Source organism: Streptomyces sp. NBC_00234, from assembly GCF_036195325.1.
Taxonomy (GTDB): Bacteria; Actinomycetota; Actinomycetes; order Streptomycetales; family Streptomycetaceae; genus Streptomyces.
The window spans coordinates 4084634-4102456 of the sequence record NZ_CP108101.1 but is presented as its reverse complement, the minus strand read 5'-3'; the positions used below and the strand labels follow the sequence as shown (position 1 = coordinate 4102456).

Sequence of the window (17823 nt, the reverse complement as noted above, 5' to 3'; positions counted from 1 at the left end):
AAGCCGCAGCTCGAAAGGACTTTGACCAGCAATGGCCGACGAGAACACCACTGTGACACCTGAAGAGGAACCCGTTGTCCCGGGCATCGGTATGCGTGTCGAGCCCGTGGGGCTCGAGACGGAGATGCAGCGTTCCTACCTCGACTACGCGATGTCCGTCATCGTGTCGCGTGCCCTGCCGGACGTGCGGGACGGACTGAAGCCCGTCCACCGCCGTGTGCTGTACGCGATGTACGACGGTGGCTACCGGCCCGAGAAGGGCTTCTACAAGTGCGCCCGCGTCGTCGGCGACGTCATGGGTACGTACCACCCGCACGGCGACTCCTCGATCTACGACGCGCTCGTGCGACTGGCGCAGCACTGGTCGATGCGCATGCCGCTGGTGGACTCCAACGGCAACTTCGGTTCTCCGGGCAACGACCCGGCCGCGGCGATGCGGTACACCGAGTGCAAGATGATGCCGCTGTCCATGGAGATGGTCCGTGACATCGACGAGGAGACCGTCGACTTCAAGGACAACTACGACGGCCGCAACCAGGAGCCGGTCGTCCTCCCGGCGCGCTTCCCGAACCTGCTGATCAACGGCTCGGCCGGCATTGCGGTGGGTATGGCCACCAACATCCCGCCGCACAACCTGCGCGAGGTCGCGGCCGGCGCGCAGTGGTACCTGGAGCACCCGGACGCTTCGCACGAGGAGCTGCTGGACGCGCTGCTCGAGCGGATCAAGGGCCCCGACTTCCCGACGGGCGCGCTCGTCGTGGGCCGCAAGGGCATCGAGGAGGCGTACCGCACCGGCCGTGGCTCCATCACGATGCGCGCGGTCGTGGCGGTCGAGGAGATCCAGGGCCGCCAGTGCCTGGTCGTCACGGAGCTTCCGTACCAGACCAACCCCGACAACCTCGCGCAGAAGATCGCCGACCTGGTGAAGGACGGCAAGGTCGGCGGGATCGCGGACGTCCGTGACGAGACGTCCTCGCGCACCGGTCAGCGCCTGGTCGTCGTGCTCAAGCGTGACGCGGTCGCCAAGGTCGTCCTCAACAACCTGTACAAGCACACCGACCTGCAGACGAACTTCGGCGCGAACATGCTGGCGCTCGTCGACGGTGTGCCGCGCACGCTGTCGATCGACGCGTTCATCCGTCACTGGGTGACGCACCAGATCGAGGTCATCGTCCGGCGTACGAAGTTCCGCCTGCGCAAGGCCGAGGAGCGGGCGCACATCCTGCGCGGCCTGCTCAAGGCGCTGGACGCGATCGACGAGGTCATCGCACTCATCCGGCGCAGCAACACGGTGGAGATCGCGCGCGAGGGCCTGATGGGCCTCCTGGAGATCGACGAGATCCAGGCGAACGCGATCCTGGAGATGCAGCTGCGCCGGCTGGCCGCGCTGGAGCACCAGAAGATCACCGCCGAGCACGACGAGCTCCAGGCGAAGATCAACGAGTACAACGCGATCCTGGCGTCGCCCGAGCGGCAGCGGCAGATCGTCAGCGAGGAGCTGGCGGCGATCGTCGAGAAGTTCGGCGACGACCGGCGTTCCAAGCTGGTGCCCTTCGACGGTGACATGTCCATCGAGGACCTGATCGCCGAGGAGGACATCGTCGTCACGATTTCCCGCGGCGGCTATGTGAAGCGCACCAAGACGGACGACTACCGCTCGCAGAAGCGCGGCGGCAAGGGCGTGCGCGGTACGAAGCTGAAGGAAGACGACATCGTCGACCACTTCTTCGTGTCGACGACGCACCACTGGCTGCTGTTCTTCACGAACAAGGGCCGGGTGTACCGGGCGAAGGCGTACGAGCTTCCGGACGCCGGCCGGGACGCGCGTGGTCAGCACGTCGCCAACCTGCTGGCCTTCCAGCCGGACGAGCAGATCGCCGAGATCCTGGCGATCCGCGACTACGACGCCGCGCCTTATCTGATCCTGGCGACGAAGGGCGGTCTGGTGAAGAAGACCGCGCTCAAGGACTACGACTCTCCCCGTTCCGGCGGTGTCATCGCGATCAACCTCCGGGAGACGGAGGACGGCAGCGACGACGAGCTGATCGGTGCGGAGCTGGTCTCGGCCGAGGACGACCTGCTGCTCATCAGCAGGAAGGCCCAGTCGATCAGGTTCACTGCGACGGACGATGCGCTGCGTCCGATGGGCCGTGCCACATCGGGTGTGAAGGGCATGAGTTTCCGAGAGGGCGACGAACTGCTCTCGATGAATGTTGTCCGGCCGGGTACGTTCGTGTTCACTGCCACCGACGGTGGGTACGCGAAGCGGACCCCCGTCGACGAGTACCGCGTCCAGGGTCGCGGCGGCCTGGGTATCAAGGCCGCCAAGATCGTGGAGGACAGGGGCTCGCTCGTCGGTGCGCTGGTGGTGGAGGAGACGGACGAGATCCTCGCCATCACGCTCGGCGGTGGTGTGATTCGCACGCGAGTCAATGAAGTCAGGGAGACGGGCCGTGACACCATGGGCGTCCAACTGATCAATCTGGGTAAGCGCGACGCCGTCGTCGGCATCGCGCGCAACGCCGAGGCCGGTCGAGAGGCTGAAGAGGTCGATGGGACCGATGAGGCCGAAGGCGAGACGGTCGAGGCTCAGGCCGAGAGCGTGGTCGAGGGCACTGCCGGGGGCACGGAGCCCTCGGCCGGGGAGCACGAGGAGTAAAGCGTGAGTGGAGCCACGGGCGCCGGTTCGGCCGCTTCCGGAGCTGGAGCGAGCGGTGCCCGTGGCCCTGCCACGGACTCCCAAGGGGGCACTGTGACGGACACTCGGGGGCCACAGCCCCAGTACGAGGGTTATGCGACCGGGCCGTTGCCCGGTGAGCGTGAGCCCGCGCAGGGGCAGGCGGGCCCCTACCACCCGCCCCAGGCGTACCAGTCGCCTGTGGGCGGTACGCAGGGCGGTGCGCCGCAGGGCGGCACCGCGGGCGGCGGACAGGCCATGCGCCGGCCGCGGACGGGCGCACGGACCACTCCGCGTACGCGCAAGGCGCGTCTGCGGGTGGCCAAGGCCGATCCCTGGTCGGTGATGAAGGTCAGCTTCCTGCTCTCCATCGCGCTGGGTATCTGCACGGTGGTCGCTGCGGCGGTCCTGTGGATGGTGATGGACGCGATGGGCGTCTTCTCCACCGTGGGCGGCACGATCAGCGAGGCCACCGGTTCGAACGAGAGCAACGGCTTCGATCTGCAGTCGTTCCTGTCGCTGCCGCGTGTCCTCGTCTTCACCTCGGTCATCGCGGTGATCGACGTGGTGCTGGCCACCGCGCTGGCGACGCTGGGCGCCTTCATCTACAACTTGTCGGCCGGCTTCGTGGGTGGTGTCGAGCTCACTCTCGCCGAGGACGAGTAGGGCGCCGAGTATCGATTTTGGGACTGGCCCCGACGTGCGCTAATCTTCAGAAGTCAGCGCAGCAGCGCGGCGGGGCTATAGCTCAGTTGGTTAGAGCGCATCCCTGATAAGGATGAGGCCACAGGTTCAAATCCTGTTAGCCCCACCAGCACGAAGACCCCCAACCACTTGTGGTTGGGGGTCTTCGGCGTTTACGGCCGCCAGCAGGTGACCGGCGGTCCCGGCGCGGAGGGGAGAGATCCGTGAGCGGGACTCGGGCGGCCCTCCCCGGCGACTGCTGTCCGGCCTGAAGGGGAGGCACGGATCGGAGCGGGGTACCTGGGCGGCGGGACCGCCGCGGAGGTCACGGTCGTGCCCGCCGGTGCGGCCCTGGCGGCTGCCTGCCGTGGCCCGGGGTTGTGGGCGGTGCGGCGGGGACACACGTCGGGAGACGGCCTCACGGGCGCGTGGACACACGGAAAAGGCCCCTGCCCGGTGTGAACCGGACCTGGGGCCCTGTGTGTCGGTCACAGGCGCTCTCAGGGCGGGAGGAGCGAGGAGTCGCCCGCCGGGGCGCCGTGGGTGGTGCGAGCGCCGTCAGTGGTGATCGTGGCGTCCGTCGTGTCCGCGGACAGATGCCGGGTGGCCGGCGAGGAGCCGTGGGCCTCGGCGCGGATGCGCTGCTTCATCGTGGGTGGGACCGCCCTGTCACGCGGAAGGGTCCATCGCACGGCCGGGGCTGCCGGAGTTGCCGCGGTGGCACTCGTGTGCTCCTGGGGCGTGACCGTCGGCTCCGCGGCCGTGGCCTGGCTGGTGGCGAGCCCCAGTGTTGCGAGGATCGCGAAGAAGGCGGTGATGAAGGCGGTCCAGATGCTCTTGACCCTGAAGGTGCTCATGGCCCCTCGCTTTCAGGTGGTCCGGTTTGCTTACCTCTCCGATGATGTGGATCCGGGCCGCGATTTCGGGGACCGACGCCCCGCGTACGCCGATCTTCAGATGAACACCACTCGTATGGTTCAACCGGTCCGGAAAATGCCGGTTTCGGTGGTCGGACGAGGTGGATGACCGGGCGGCAGTTGGGTTCCAGGCAGGTCACCGATCGGTATCGGCCGGTGTGTATAGTCGAGCGGCAGAAGTCCCTTACGCCAAGGAAAGACGAGGTCGCGCGGTGAAGAAGCTTCTCCTGGTCGCACTGGCTGCCATCGGCGGGCTCCTCGTGTACCGCCAGATCCAGGCGGATCGCGCCGAGCAGGATCTGTGGACGGAGGCGACCGACTCCGTGCCCGCAGGTTCGGGTGTGTGAGACGGAACAGTCCGTCGCGAGCCCCGGTCGCTGAGCGGCCGGGGCTTCGTGCTGTCCGGGCCCGTTCCGGAGCCTGATCCGCGTTTCCCGCGCTCTGAACGGCGTCGCCCCAGGTCCTGCCGATCTCGGTGGTGCCTTCCTGGGCGGCCGTGCCCCGCTGCCGCTGTTGCGGGACCGTGACAGCGACATCCTTGAGTTCGCCTCCGCAAATCGCTAGCTTGCGAGAGCAAAGTCGCTGGGATTTCGGCCTAGGGGGGCACGGGTGACGGCACATAAGCACCGCCGCGCTGCAACGGCGGGGGCATGGATCGGCGGGGCGCTCCTCGCCCTGGTGGCAGGTGCGCTGCCGGCCGCGGCGGCGCCGGCCGCCGAAGGGGCCGGTGGAAGCAGCCTCGTCATGGTGCTCGACTCGTCCGGCTCCATGGGCGACGACGACGGCGCGGGCCGGACCAGGATGGAATCCGCACGCGCGGCCGTCGGCACGGTGGTCGACGCCCTGCCCGACGGGCATCCCACCGGACTGCGGGTCTACGGAGCCGACCGGCCCCGGGGCTGTACGGACACCCGGCTCGTACGGCCGGTCGTGAAGCTCGACAGGGCGGCCCTCAAAAGCGCCGTGGCGGGTGTGCGGCCCCGTGGTGACACACCCATCGGGCTGTCCCTGCAGAAGGCCGCGGAGGATCTGCCGTCGCCGTCCGGCGGTGCCATCGGCACGCGTACCGTCCTGCTGATCTCCGACGGAGAGGACAACTGCGGTACGCCGAAGCCCTGTGAGGTCGCCGAGCAGCTCGGCAAGGACGGGACCGGGCTGCGGATCGACACCGTGGGCTTCCAGGTCGAGGGCGCGGCCCGTGAGCAGTTGGAGTGCATCGCCCGGGCGGGCAACGGGCGCTACTACGACGCTCCGGATGCCGCGGCGCTCGCCAGGCAGCTTCAGCGGGCGGCGCAACTCTCCGCCGACGGATACCGGTTGAAGGGTGACCGGGTCACGGGCGCCGCCACTCGGGCCGCGGCTCCGACGATCCGCCCGGGGCAGTACGTGGACACGATCGGACCGGGCGAGAAGCGGTACTACGCCGTCGGCCTCGATGCCGTGTCCACGGCGGACTTCGCGGTGACGGCCGTACCGCAGCCGGGTGCGGCGGTCGACACCTTCGACGCCCTGAGCACCGGCCTCGTGTACGGCACCGGCAGCAGCTGCGCGACCAGTACCGAGCACTTCTCCCAGCGTGAGGGGGCGACCCCGCTGACCTCGGCCGTCTCCCGTATCCGTTCGGCGGACGGCAACGCCGGCTGCGACGCGGCGGGCACGTACTGGCTGGTGGTGGAACGGAAGAGCAAGAAGGGCTCGGACGCGGCGCGTTGGCCGGTCGAGCTGCTGTACGGGGTGGAGGCGCCGCTCGCCGGTGATGTCACCCCGGCCCGGTCGCAGCCGGAGTACGGCGAGGGCGGCAAGAGCGCCGTACTGCCGACCGGGGACCCGCGTGACGTGCGGGGCGGCACCGGTTTCAACGACGCCGAAGCAGTGGGGCAGGGGGTGTGGCGCGACCGGATCCTGCCCGCACAGACCCTCTGGTACAAGGTCCCGGCCGGCTGGGGCCAGCAGGTGCGTTACGACGTGGAGTTCGCCAACGAGCCGACGGTGGAAGGTGTTTCCTCCACCTATTCGTACGGCGGATCGCAGCTGTTCACCCCGGCCCGCTTCCCCGTGGGCGGGGGCGGCGAGTTCTCTCCGACGGCGCTGTACAACGGCCGGCCCGCGGCGGTCGGGATGGGATCGGTTCCGGTCGCCTGGACCAACCGCTACGAGTACCGCTCGGCCGTCCAGCCGGTCCACGACAAGGGCGACTTCTACATCGCGGTGACGCTGGGGGCGAAGGCCGCGGAGATCGCCGAGAACCCGCAGATCGGCTTCGTGCTGAGGGTGGCGGTCCTCGGGGACGAGCTGGCCGGCCCCCAGCACGAAGCTCCTGTCCTGGCAGGGGAGAACACCGCTGGGCAGGACGGGAAGACGGACAATCGGGGCGATTCCGCTGTGGCCGGAGACAGCGGCGGTGCGGGCGGGGCAGGATGGACCGGCATCGCGGCCGCTGCCGGAGCGGGCGCCGTGGTGGCTGTGATCGCGGGGCTCGCGTTCGTACGCGGTCGGCGCAGGGCGGCCACGCAGACGACGAGGGGAAGCGCGTGAAGAGGCAGCGCAACAGGGGCCGGGTGACGCTGGCGTCCATCGCGGCGATGTGCGCGGTGGCGGCGCTGCCGGGGCAGGCGCACGCGGCCGACGACCCGGCTCCGTACGCCTTCGATCCCGAGGCCGCGACGGTGCGGGGTACGGAGACGAACGCCGAGGCGTCCGAGCTGAAGTCCGGTTCGGTCTACAGGAGTGCGATCAAGCCGGGCCAGAAGCTCTATTACCGGCTGAACCTCGACGACGACACCAATGCCTACGTCTCCGCCGTGGCCGTGCCCCCCTCGGGCGGCAAGGTCGCCTACGGGGACGGCATCACGGTCAGCATCAGGGACGTCGACGACACGCAGTGCGGCTCGGAGGACGCGATCTTCGGTTCGGGTGAATTCGCCCGCCCGATCGCCGCGTACGCGCACCGGGTCATCGAGAAGGGCAACAGCACCTGCCGGGAAGCCGGCGAGTACAACGTACTGATCGAGCGGAAGAGCAACGCGACGTCGTCCCCCGACGAGTGGGACCTGGAGCTGCGGTACGCGTCGGAACCGGCGGTGAAGGCCGCCGACGCACAGGAGACCGAGGCGCCGGAGAACTGGTCGTCGGCCTCGCCCGTCCCGCCCTCCGGTGGGCAGAAGCGGTCCGGCGGCAGCAGCTTCTACGAGGCCACCGGTCTGGAGACCGGCGAGTGGCACGACACCATCGTGCCCGGTCAGACGCGGTTCTACCGGGTGCCGGTGGACTGGGGGCAGCAGATCTTCGCCACCGCCGCGCTCAGCAACAACCCCAAGTCGACCGAGTACCTGGGCAACGCGCTGTCGCTGTCGCTGGACAACCCGGTCCAGGGCCATGTCGACGACACGACGCTCTCGTACTCGGGCGAGCCGGCGTCCGTCGCCCTGGACCCGCTGCCCCCGGTCGACTACCGGAACCGGTTCGCGTCCGCGTCCGATGTGAGCGCCATGCGCTTCGCCGGCTGGTACTACCTGTCGGTGACGCTGAGCCCGGAGGTCGCGAAGTCCTATGGCGACGAGGCGATTCAGCTGAGGCTGAAGGTGAACGTCCGCAACGACCCGAAGGCGTCGCCGTACGAGGGTGCGGCCGGGATCTTCGGCGTCAGCGACGAGGACAAGGACATGGCGAAGAGCGGGCAGAGCGCCCCGCAGGCCGCCCAGAGCGACACGATGAAGCTGGTGGCCGCGGCCGGGATCGGCGCGGGCGCCGTGCTGGTGCTCGGGCTCGGTGCATGGACGCTGCTCGCCAGGCGCCGGACGGCTCCTGCCGCTGTTCCGGCGGCTGCGGGCGGGCAGCAGCCGCCGTACGGCGGGCCGACACGGACCTGGTAGTCCGGGCAGCCGGCCCGCACATCAGGTCTGGGTCAGCGCCCAGATACCCACTGCGAAACAGATCAGCGCAACGAGCAGGACCGGGATCGCCACCTTCGGGGGCGGTCCCGGACGCGTTTGGCGGGCGGGTGCGCCGTGGCCCGGGGCGGCAGGTGGAACCGGGGCCCCGGGATGGGGAACCTGCGGGCGCTGGGCGGTGTAAGCACGAGTAGGAGACGGATCGTGCTGCACCGCGGCGGTGGGGGCCTGGGCGAGATCCGGCGTGGCAGCAGGGAAGGGGGAACCCGTATGCGCCTGGAGCGAAGGGTGAGGAGTGGCCGGCTGAGCCGCGTGGGGTGGTGTCGCGGCCTGGGGAGGCGGCGCGAGGTGGAAGCTGCCCGTCTCCGACATCGGCGAGGGCGCCGGTGCGGGGATCGGCGCGGGCAGCCCGGACGGCGGGGTGTACGGCTGCTGTGTGTAGGGCTGCTGGGTGGAGTGCTGGGGGGTCTGTGCGTCCTGCTGAGGGTTCTGCGCAGCGTGGTGCTGGGTTCCGGGCTGGAGGGGAGCCTGCTCGGGCGTCTGACGGCCGGTGAGGGGTCCTGCGGGGCCGAATCCGGCCGGCAGCGGCCCGATCTGGTCGAAGACCTCCACCGGCTCCTCTCCCTCGGCCGGATCGGGCAGCATCTCCGCCGCGGCGGTGAGGGCCTTGCGTGCGCCCGTGGCCGTCCGGAAGCGGGCCTGCGGGTCGGGTTGCAGCAAACCGGCCAGGACCTGCCACAGCGGTTCGGGGATTCCCTGCGGGGCGCTCGGCGTGCCGTACGAGGCGAAGTGCTCGACGAGGGCCTGGGAATCGGGCTTCTTGCCCTGGAGCAGATAGAGCGCGACGAGACCGACCGCGAAGAGGTCGGCGGGGAAGTCGGGCTCGGCGCCCATCATTTGCTCGGGTGCGAAGTAACCGGGAGTGCCCACCACGTAGTTGGTCTCGGTGAGGCGGGGCTCGCCCTTGCGCATCGAGATGCCGAAGTCGGAGAGGCGCAGATGCGGCCTGCCCGTCCCGGTGGCCTCCATGAGGATGTTGGCCGGCTTGATGTCGCGGTGCACGACGCCTTCCGCGTGCACCGTCGACAGTCCGGACAGCAGCTGATCGAGGAGCATGCAGACGAAGCGCGGGGGCAACGGGCCGTAGTCACCGATGACATGGGCCAGCGAGCCGCCGCTGACCAGATCCATGGTGAACAGGACCTTGTCGTCGTCGGCGGCCCAGCTGGCCGGGGCCAGCACATGGGGATGCTCGATCCGCAGTGCCTGCTCGCGTACGAAGCGCAGCAGCGTATGGGCATCGCTCTGCTGAAGGACCTTGGCCGCCACATAGCGTCGGCGGCGGTGATCCCAGGCACGCCAGACGGCACCGACCCCACCGCGTCCGATCGGATCGATCAGTTCGTACCGACCAGCGAAGACCTCACCCATTGCGCTGCGTCCGCTCCCAGTTCTGTTTCGGCTCGTGCCCGGATTCCGGGAGCTGCGTCCCGGCCCAGGTGCTTAGCTCTGGTGTCCTTCGTAGTGCGCCACCGCGTCCGCGGTGCGCCCGGCGCCGTACACCTTGAGGAACTCTGCCAGTTCCGGGTGGGTCGGTGCGAGGGAGTCCGCGGCATCGATGATGTCTCCGGCCGCGGCGACCGACCGCAGAAGCGACTGGATCTCGCGTACGACGCGCCTGACGGTGGGGGCTCCGCCCGTGGTCGAGGTCTGGCCGGTGGAGGTCAGGACCGACCCGCCCTGGGACTTCTTGATCTCTTCCATCCGGTCGGTCGCCTCTCCCGCACTGACACTGCCGTCCGCGACCTGGCTGGCCAGTTCCTGAAGCGCCTGGACGCGCTGTACGACCGCGGGGTTGCCGATCTTGGCGCGCTGGCCGCTCATCAGCTGGGAGAGCATGGGAGCCGACAGCCCGAGCACCGCGGCGAGCCTGGCCTGGTTGAGGCCGAGATCATCGATCAGCCGGCGGAAGAGCGCCCCCAGCGGCTCTCCGTACCAACTGCGCTGAAGCTCTCTGGCTCTCGCCGTCGCCTCTTGCTGCGCTGCGTCCATTGCGTCTCCCCTTCGCTGCGGCTTCGCTGCTGCGAACCTCGTCGAGCATCTTACGGAGAGTGGTTGCCGACCGGGAGTCCCAATCCTTTTGCAGGATTCAGGGGGACACCCGGTACTCTGGTCTGCGACGGTCGCCGCGACACGGACGTGTTCGGTGCTGTCCACTTTTTCGGGGCCTTAGCTCAGTTGGTAGAGCGCTGCCTTTGCAAGGCAGATGTCAGGAGTTCGAATCTCCTAGGCTCCACAGCAAGATGCCCCCTGATCTGCGGAAACGCAGATCAGGGGGCATTTTTTGCGCCGTGCCTCGCGTGGGGTGGAGCGTCGGTCCGGTGCGGTACGCGGAGAGCCGGGCCTGCCTGCACCGTGACAACGAGCCGGTCCGTGTGTTCGCGGGTGTGGACGATGTGTCCGGCGTCCTTCGAGGCGGTTCGGGAGCGGAAGCGCAGAAGAGGGAAGAGGGGCGCCGGAGACCATGAGGTCATCCGGCGCCCCTCTCGTTCCCGGGGGTGCTGCGCGGGTCCGGCAGATCAGGGGCGGTCGTCGCGGTCGGTGCCGTCCACGCCGTTCGCTTCGGCATCGGACTGCTTGGCCTGGACTTCCGGGTCGAGTACCGTCTGCCCGCTACCGTCGACCGAGGTCAGCGGTGCGCGGTCGTCCGACACCTCCGTGGGGGCGGGCGGTTCGACGAGCCAGTCCGGGTTGGCCTGCTTGTCCCACCACCTCCAGGCGAAGTAGGCGCCACCGGCCACGATGCCCAGAACGGCGAGTCCCTTGGCCAGTCGGCCGGCCTTGGCCCGCCGCTCGTGCTTCCTGACCAGCTTGCGGATCTCCTTGGGCGTCACCTGGCCGCGCAGTGCCGCCAGCGCGGCCGCACTGCGGGCGGTGACCTCCTCGGCCACCGGCTGTGCGACGGACACCGCGTGTTCGACGCGCGGCACGGTGTAGTCCGCGGCGCTCCTTGCGGCGCGGCGCGTCCGGACCGCGGCGCGGTGCGCGGCCTCGTCCACCTTGGGCGGCACATGCGTACGCGCCTGTTCGATATGCGGTGCCAGGTGTGCCACGTACTGGACACGAGCCTGCTGGGCTGCCTTGGACACCTTGGGTGCGATCAGCACACGGGCCTCGTGTGCGTAGTGCGCCGCCTGTTCCTTGGCCGTGTCGGCATAGGGCGCCACCACTTCCGCGGCGTGCTGCGCGCTCTCCTTCGCCGAGTCGGTTGCGGCGCGCACGCTGTCGATGCGGGTCACGGGATCCTCCTCCTTGGTGGCGGGTAGGTACTCCGCCTTTCCACCCAATTCGAAATCATGCCCGCCGGTGCCCCGCGCGGCATGCGGGGCGGGCATCCGGGTCATGAATCGCTTCTCTGGACATTGCGGTGCAAGGGGAGCGTGGCGCCGACAATGCCATGGTTCGGGCCGGGGCGCGCCGCATCGTCGCGCACTTGGCCGCATTAATCCCCGCAGCGGGCGGAAGGAGCGGGGGTCGGCGCGGAGTTCGGCCCCCGGCGGCCGGATGTCGTGGAGGGTCCTCCGTGCGAGGATCGGTGAACGTAGTTGAGGACTTACGGAAGGCAGATTGTGGCCGAGCAGCTTTACGCCACCTTGAAGACCAACCAAGGCGACATCGAGATCCGGCTCCTGCCGAACCACGCGCCCAAAACGGTCAAGAACTTCGTCGAGCTCGCCCAGGGCGAGCGGGAGTGGACCCACCCCGCGACCGGGCAGAAGTCCACGGACAAGCTGTACGACGGCACCGTCTTCCACCGGGTCATCAGCGGCTTCATGATTCAGGGCGGCGACCCGCTGGGGAACGGCACGGGCGGCCCAGGGTACGAGTTCCGCGACGAGTTCCACCCGGACCTCAGCTTCAACAAGCCCTACCTGCTGGCCATGGCCAACGCGGGCCCGGGCACCAACGGCTCGCAGTTCTTCCTGACCGTGTCTCCCACCGCGTGGCTGACGGGCAAGCACACCATCTTCGGTGAGGTCGCCGACGAGGCCGGGAAGAAGGTCGTGGACGCCATCGCCGCGGCGCCGACCAACCCGCGTACCGACCGCCCGCTCCAGGACGTGGTGATCGAGTCCGTCGTCATCGAGACCCGCTGAATCCGTCTCCCCGCTGACCGGTCCCCGGCGCACGGGGAACCAACCGCCCTGCTCGTCCGTACTGTTACATAGCGGACGAGCAGGGCGTCGGCCTGTCCGTCGCGATCAGGACCAGGACCGACCGAGGGCGAGGACCGATGGACCAGCAGCCGCCAGCAGGCCAGGATCCGTCCGCGATCCCCGGCGGCACTCCCACCTGTTACCGCCACCCGGACCGCGCCACGGGTATCCGCTGCACCCGGTGCGAGCGGCCGATCTGCACCGAGTGCATGGTCGACGCGTCCGTCGGCTTCCAGTGCCCGAACTGCGTCCGTGAGGGCTCCGGAACCGGACACCACCCGGCCGCGAACCAGCCTCGTACGCTCGCCGGCGGCACGGTGGCCTCGGACCCCCGGCTGATCACCAAGATCCTGCTCGCCCTCAACATCGCGGTCTTCGTCGCGGCCTGGGCCCGGTCGTGGCTGCTGGACGATCTGCTGCTGTTCGGCCGGGCGTACACCTCCGACGGGCTGGAAGGGGTCGCCGAGGGGCAGTGGTACCGACTGCTGACCTCGACGTTCCTGCACCAGGAGGTGTGGCACATCGCGTTCAACATGCTGGGGCTGTGGTGGCTGGGCGGACCGCTGGAAGCGGCTCTGGGGCGCGTCCGCTATCTCACGCTCTATCTGCTCTCGGGGCTGGCGGGCAGCGCCCTCACCTACCTGATCGCCTCGCCCCAGCAGGGCTCCCTGGGTGCTTCGGGTGCGATCTTCGGTCTGCTGGGTGCCACGGTCGTCCTGATGCGCCGGATGAACTACGACCTGCGGCCGGTCCTCGTGCTCCTGGCGCTGAACCTGCTCTTCACCTTCACCTGGGGCGGCATCGCCTGGGAAGCCCATGTCGGCGGTCTGATCGCGGGTGTCCTGATCGCGATCGGCATGGTGCACGCGCCGCGCGAGCGCCGGAACCTGGTGCAGTTCGGGACCTGTGCACTGGTCCTGCTCGTGGTCGTCGGCATCGTCCTCGCCCGGACCGCAGCGCTCACCTGAGCGGTTTCTGAACGGTCCCGGGGCGGATTCTGAGCGTCCCCAAGGCGTCCCCAGGGCGGTTCCGGGGCGGTTCGGGGGCGGTTCATGGGCGCAATCCGAGCGGAATCTGCCCTTCGGGCTCCGAGTTGTCCACAGAGCGTGCCGAATGTTGTGCATCACGTGGGGAACAGGTGTGCCCCTTGTCGCTGAGCTGGGTTTACCCAGTCAGGACAAGGGGCGAACCCTCCCCCGATGGGGGAGGGTGTAGTCACACCGGCGTCAACTTCGACGAAGGTTATCCACAGATCGTCTGACCTTTTCCCCCACCTGTGGATAACTCTGTGGGTAACTCAGGGCAGGGCTTGTGGAAGCGGGGCTGATCCGGGTAGGGCTACTTCCACTGCGTGGACACACCGAAGCCGCCGGCGATGAAGCCGAAGCCGACGACGATGTTCCAGTTGCCCAGTGCCTTGATGGGCAGGTCGCCCTCGGTCACGTAGAAGACGACGATCCAGGCCAGACCAATCAGGAACAGCGCCAGCATCACTGGCGCCACCCAACTGCGGTTGGTCAGCTTTATGCTCGTTGCCTGCTTCGCCGGAGGGGGCGTGAAATCGGCCTTCTTGCGGATACGTGACTTCGGCACGAGGAACTCTCCTGTCGATGCGCTGCGTGACCGCGCAGGGAACTATGGCTGACGCCGGGGCTGGGCACGAGGGGGAATGATGCCGCCCCCGGGCGTCCGTTAGCGTAGTGCTTCCGTGGCGCCTAAGGAGATAAGGGTACGTTGAGCAATTCTGCCGACTCTCCCGAAGGCCCGGTCCGGCACGTCTCCCGATGGCCGGTCCGGGGGCTCACCGCTGCCGTTTTCGCCCTGGCGGGACTGATCTTCGTCACCAGTGCCAACACGGCCAAGGGCACCAACATCCGCACCGACTCCTCGCTGCTGAAGCTCTCCGACCTCATCCAGCAGCGCAGCCAGAAGAACGCCGAGCTGAACGAGTCGACCGCCGCGCTCCGCGAGGACATCGACACCCTGGCCCAGCGCGACGACGGCAGCACGAAGGCGGAGGACGCCAAACTCAAGGCGCTGGAGAAGGCCGCGGGGACCACGGAGATCACCGGTGGTGCTGTCAGTGTCACGCTCGACGACGCCCCTCCCGACGCCACGGCCAACCCCGGATACCCCGAGCCGCAACCCAATGACCTGGTCATTCACCAGCAGGACCTGCAGGCCGTCGTCAACGCGCTCTGGCAGGGCGGGGCCCGCGGCATCCAGGTCATGGACCAGCGGCTGATCTCCACGAGCGCCGTCCGCTGCGTGGGCAACACCCTGATCCTCCAGGGCCGGGTCTACTCGCCGCCGTACAAGGTCACCGCCGTCGGGGACCCGGACCGGCTCAAGCAGGCGCTCAACGACTCCACGTCGATCCAGAACTACCAGCTGTACGTGAAGGCGTACGGCCTGGGCTGGAAAGTGGACGAGGACGACAGGGTGACTCTTCCCGGCTACTCGGGCACAGTGGATCTCCACTACGCGAAGCCTGTGGAGTAGTCCCCGGGGGAGGCCGGCCGGTGTCGGTGCGACTGATCGTCAGAAGTTTCAGCGAGCTGTGCATCACCGTCGGCGCCCTGATCATCCTCTTCGTCCTCTACGTGCTGTTCTGGACGGGAGTGAAGGCGGCCGGTGCCACCGAGGGGGAGATCGACACCCTCCAGAGCCAGTGGGCGCAGGGCGCCGTCTCCGCTCCCGCCCCTGAGCCCGACCCCGCTCCCTCCCTCGATCCGGAGCCGCCTGCTCCGGCGTACCGGGACGGCAAGCCGTTCGCGATGATGTACATCCCCCGCTTCGGCAGGGGCTGGGAGTGGCCCGTGCTGGAGAACACGAAGGTGAGGACCCTCCAGAAGGGGCTCGGCCACTACGCGGGCACGGCGCGGCTCGGTGCGACCGGCAACTTCGCGGTGGCCGGCCACCGGAGGACCTACGGCGACCCGTTCAAGGACTTCCCGCGGCTGCGTCCCGGGGACGCGGTCCTGCTGACGGACGGGACGGCCTGGTACACGTACCGCATCGCCAGGAAGCCCTACCGGACCGTGCCGAGCGACACCGCGGTCATCGACCCCGTACCCCGCACGTCCGGATTCGACGGTCCGGGCCGCTATCTCACGCTGACCACGTGCGAACCCGAGTGGGGCAGCAGTCACCGGCTGATCGCCTGGGCCCATCTGGACGCGACCCAGCCTGTGACGGACGGCAAACCTGCCGCTTTCCACAGCTGACCCACGCCTGAGCCCCGGCCCTTTAGTCTGGTGCCGTACCGAATGGAGGGGACAGCATGTACGGCTGGATCTGGCGGCATCTGCCGGGCAACGTGTGGGTGCGGGCAGTCATCTCGCTCGTGCTGATCCTGGCTGTCGTCTATGCGCTCTTCCAGTACGTCTTCCCCTGGGCGGAGCCGCTGCTTCCGTTCGGCGACGTCACGGTGGACGGCCAAGGCACCAGTGGAGCGGGGACCGGTCAGTGAGCGCACGCATTCTCGTCGTCGACAACTACGACAGCTTTGTCTTCAACCTCGTGCAGTACCTCTACCAGCTCGGCGCCGAGTGCGAGGTCCTGCGCAACGACGAGGTGACCACGGCGCACGCCCAGGACGGCTTCGACGGAGTCCTGCTGTCGCCGGGTCCCGGTGCTCCCGAGCAGGCCGGGGTCTGCATCGAGATGGTGCGCCACTGCGCCGACACGGGCGTTCCGGTGTTCGGCGTCTGCCTCGGAATGCAGTCGATGGCCGTCGCGTACGGCGGTGTGGTGGACCGCGCCCCGGAGCTGCTGCACGGCAAGACCTCTCCCGTGAACCACGAGGGCAAGGGTGTCTTCGCCGGTCTCCCTTCCCCCTTCACCGCCACCCGCTATCACTCGCTCGCGGCCGAGCCGGACACGGTCCCGCCCGAGCTCGAGGTCACGGCGCGCACGGCGGACGGCATCATCATGGGGCTGCGTCACCGTGAACTGGCGGTGGAGGGCGTGCAGTTCCACCCCGAGTCGGTGCTCACCGAGTACGGTCACCTGATGCTCGCCAACTGGCTGGAGCAGTGCGGGGACACGGGGGCCGTGGCGAGGTCCGAAGGGCTCGCGCCGGTGGTGGGCAAGGCCGCCGCGTGAGCGGACTCCGCCCCGAACGAGGTGCCGGAGACCAAGGCCCGTACGCGCAGGGAGCGTACGAGGCCGACGGCACGTTCGTGGCGGCGGTGGACCAGCTGGCGGACCCGCTGACGGATCCCCTGCCCGGTCAGCACGCCTCGCCGTGGTTCCGGGCGGGCAACATCCCGGCGGGCGGGACGGCGCCCCTGGCGCAACAAGCTCAACAGGGGCCCCAGGAGGCCCAGGAGGCCCCGCAGGAGTGGTACGACCCCGAGGGCTATCAACGGGACTGGTACCGCCAGCAGGAGCCCGTCCAGGGCCCTGTGCGGGTGCAGGACCCGGCGCCCGTTCAGGCCGCCCAGGAGGCCGCCCACCGGCGGCCCGCCGCCCCCGCTCCCGCCGACGACGAGACCGTCGGCCTGCGGACGGCCGATACGCGGATGATGGCGGAAGCGGGTGAACTGTCGGACGCGCGGCCGGTGCCGCCGTCGGCCGGGGCGGACGAACCCCGTACCGGAGGGCGGGCGGAACGCCGCAGGGCGGCGAAGGGGCGAGGCAGGCGACGTACGGAAGCCACGCCCGAGGTGGAACCGGAAGCAGTTCGTCCCGCCGCCCCGCTGTCCCGCGTCGAGGCGCGGAGGGCGGCCCGCGCGGCCAAGGACAGCCCCGCGGTCGTCGCCAGCCGTGTCGTGGGTGAGGTGTTCATCTCGCTCGGCGTGCTGATGCTGCTGTTCGTCACGTACCAGCTCTGGTGGACCAATGTCCGCGCCGACCTGATCGCCGGCAAGGAGACGAACAAGATCCAGGACGAGTGGGCGAACGGGGAGCGCAAACCGGGCGCCTTCGAACCCGGGCAGGGCTTCGCCATCATGCACATTCCGAAGCTGGACGTCGTCGCCCCGATCGCCGAAGGCATCGACAAGGAGAAGGTCCTCGACCGCGGGATGATCGGCCACTACGGCGAGGGCAAGCTGAAGACCGCGATGCCGTCGGCGAAGCAGGGCAACTTCGCGGTGGCGGGTCACCGCAACACCCATGGGGAACCGTTCCGCTACATCAACAAGCTGCGGCCCGGTGACCCGATCGTCGTCGAGACGCAGGACACGTATTACACGTACGAGATGACCACGGCCCTTCCCCAGACGTCGCCCTCCAACGTCTCGGTGATCGCGCCCGTCCCTGTCGGTTCGGGGTTCAGAGGGCCGGGCCGCTACCTCACCCTGACGACCTGTACGCCGGAATTCACGAGTACGTACCGATTGATCGTCTGGGGCAAGATGGTCGATGAACGGCCGCGCAGCAAGGGGAAGCCCGACGCGCTCGTGGGCTGAACATCATGACGACAGGGGCGG

At 69.0% G+C, this 17823-nt stretch carries 17 protein-coding genes and 2 tRNA genes; 14 read left to right on the top strand and 5 right to left on the bottom strand.

Going from position 1 to position 17823, the window contains the following annotated elements; translation table 11 throughout:
• Nucleotides 1–31: 31 nt before the first annotated feature.
• From gyrA to OG230_RS17895, 3 genes are all read left to right on the top strand, one after another.
• Nucleotides 32–2659, top strand: a complete 2628-nt coding sequence (gene gyrA / locus OG230_RS17905) for a DNA gyrase subunit A (protein WP_328911240.1) — start codon at nucleotides 32–34, stop codon at nucleotides 2657–2659.
• Between the two features lie 93 nt (nucleotides 2660–2752).
• The gene (locus OG230_RS17900) at nucleotides 2753–3343 is read left to right on the top strand and encodes a DUF3566 domain-containing protein (RefSeq protein ID WP_328911239.1); all 591 of its coding nucleotides are present in this window, start codon (nucleotides 2753–2755) and stop codon (nucleotides 3341–3343) included.
• Nucleotides 3344–3414: 71 nt separating this feature from the next.
• Nucleotides 3415–3491: transfer RNA gene (locus OG230_RS17895), tRNA-Ile, on the top strand.
• Between the two features lie 370 nt (nucleotides 3492–3861).
• Here OG230_RS17895 and OG230_RS17890 read toward each other — a convergent pair.
• Nucleotides 3862–4218 (bottom strand): DUF6344 domain-containing protein, encoded by a 357-nt coding sequence (locus OG230_RS17890; protein ID WP_328911238.1) that lies wholly within the window; start codon nucleotides 4216–4218, stop codon nucleotides 3862–3864.
• Nucleotides 4219–4490: 272 nt separating this feature from the next.
• Here OG230_RS17890 and OG230_RS17885 point away from each other — a divergent pair, with 272 nt between their 5' ends.
• From OG230_RS17885 to OG230_RS17875, 3 genes are all read left to right on the top strand, one after another.
• Nucleotides 4491–4625, top strand: coding sequence for a DLW-39 family protein (locus OG230_RS17885; protein ID WP_003958712.1), 135 nt, complete (start codon nucleotides 4491–4493; stop codon nucleotides 4623–4625).
• Between the two features lie 262 nt (nucleotides 4626–4887).
• Nucleotides 4888–6813 carry a vWA domain-containing protein gene (locus OG230_RS17880; RefSeq protein WP_328911237.1) on the top strand — a complete coding sequence of 642 codons (1926 nt, stop codon included), beginning with the start codon at nucleotides 4888–4890 and terminating at the stop codon, nucleotides 6811–6813.
• Nucleotides 6810–8150 carry a hypothetical protein gene (locus OG230_RS17875; RefSeq protein ID WP_328911236.1) on the top strand — a complete coding sequence of 447 codons (1341 nt, stop codon included), beginning with the start codon at nucleotides 6810–6812 and terminating at the stop codon, nucleotides 8148–8150. The genes OG230_RS17880 and OG230_RS17875 overlap by 4 nt, the downstream gene beginning before the upstream one ends.
• Before the next feature lie 21 nt (nucleotides 8151–8171).
• Here OG230_RS17875 and OG230_RS17870 read toward each other — a convergent pair whose 3' ends face one another.
• Complete coding sequence (locus tag OG230_RS17870) at nucleotides 8172–9599, bottom strand: serine/threonine protein kinase (protein ID WP_328911235.1); 1428 nt, start codon at nucleotides 9597–9599, stop codon at nucleotides 8172–8174.
• A 72-nt stretch (nucleotides 9600–9671) separates the two neighbouring features.
• Nucleotides 9672–10220 carry a helix-turn-helix domain-containing protein gene (locus OG230_RS17865; RefSeq protein ID WP_328911234.1) on the bottom strand — a complete coding sequence of 183 codons (549 nt, stop codon included), beginning with the start codon at nucleotides 10218–10220 and terminating at the stop codon, nucleotides 9672–9674.
• A gap of 171 nt (nucleotides 10221–10391) precedes the next feature.
• Between OG230_RS17865 and OG230_RS17860 the strand changes: the two genes are divergently transcribed.
• Nucleotides 10392–10464 (top strand) — tRNA-Ala (locus tag OG230_RS17860).
• A gap of 283 nt (nucleotides 10465–10747) precedes the next feature.
• On the opposite strand, the gene OG230_RS17855 is transcribed toward OG230_RS17860, so the two are convergent.
• On the bottom strand, nucleotides 10748–11467 hold the full coding sequence (locus OG230_RS17855; protein ID WP_328911233.1) for a DUF5324 family protein: 720 nt from the start codon (nucleotides 11465–11467) through the stop codon (nucleotides 10748–10750).
• Nucleotides 11468–11797: 330 nt separating this feature from the next.
• Here OG230_RS17855 and OG230_RS17850 point away from each other — a divergent pair, with 330 nt between their 5' ends.
• Both OG230_RS17850 and OG230_RS17845 read left to right on the top strand, forming a co-directional pair.
• Nucleotides 11798–12325 carry a peptidylprolyl isomerase gene (locus tag OG230_RS17850; RefSeq protein WP_328911232.1) on the top strand — a complete coding sequence of 176 codons (528 nt, stop codon included), beginning with the start codon at nucleotides 11798–11800 and terminating at the stop codon, nucleotides 12323–12325.
• A gap of 137 nt (nucleotides 12326–12462) precedes the next feature.
• A complete protein-coding gene (locus OG230_RS17845; RefSeq protein WP_328911231.1) occupies nucleotides 12463–13353 on the top strand; it encodes a rhomboid family intramembrane serine protease in 891 nt (296 codons plus the stop codon).
• Between the two features lie 370 nt (nucleotides 13354–13723).
• On the opposite strand, the gene crgA is transcribed toward OG230_RS17845, so the two are convergent.
• The gene (crgA, locus tag OG230_RS17840; protein WP_328911230.1) at nucleotides 13724–13978 is read right to left on the bottom strand and encodes a cell division protein CrgA; all 255 of its coding nucleotides are present in this window, start codon (nucleotides 13976–13978) and stop codon (nucleotides 13724–13726) included.
• Nucleotides 13979–14119: 141 nt separating this feature from the next.
• Between crgA and OG230_RS17835 the strand changes: the two genes are divergently transcribed.
• Genes OG230_RS17835 through OG230_RS17815 form a run of 5 tightly spaced genes read left to right on the top strand, consistent with a single transcriptional unit; the run spans nucleotide 14120 to nucleotide 17802 of the window.
• Nucleotides 14120–14887, top strand: a complete 768-nt coding sequence (locus OG230_RS17835; RefSeq protein WP_328911229.1) for a DUF881 domain-containing protein — start codon at nucleotides 14120–14122, stop codon at nucleotides 14885–14887.
• Between the two features lie 20 nt (nucleotides 14888–14907).
• Complete coding sequence (locus tag OG230_RS17830; protein ID WP_328911228.1) at nucleotides 14908–15612, top strand: class E sortase; 705 nt, start codon at nucleotides 14908–14910, stop codon at nucleotides 15610–15612.
• Nucleotides 15613–15668: 56 nt separating this feature from the next.
• Entirely contained in the window at nucleotides 15669–15857 is a 189-nt protein-coding gene (locus tag OG230_RS17825; protein WP_328911227.1) for a hypothetical protein, read from the top strand.
• On the top strand, nucleotides 15854–16492 hold the full coding sequence (locus tag OG230_RS17820) for an aminodeoxychorismate/anthranilate synthase component II (protein ID WP_328911226.1): 639 nt from the start codon (nucleotides 15854–15856) through the stop codon (nucleotides 16490–16492). The genes OG230_RS17825 and OG230_RS17820 overlap by 4 nt, the downstream gene beginning before the upstream one ends.
• Nucleotides 16489–17802 carry a class E sortase gene (locus tag OG230_RS17815; protein ID WP_328911225.1) on the top strand — a complete coding sequence of 438 codons (1314 nt, stop codon included), beginning with the start codon at nucleotides 16489–16491 and terminating at the stop codon, nucleotides 17800–17802. The genes OG230_RS17820 and OG230_RS17815 overlap by 4 nt, the downstream gene beginning before the upstream one ends.
• Nucleotides 17803–17823 lie beyond the last annotated feature (21 nt).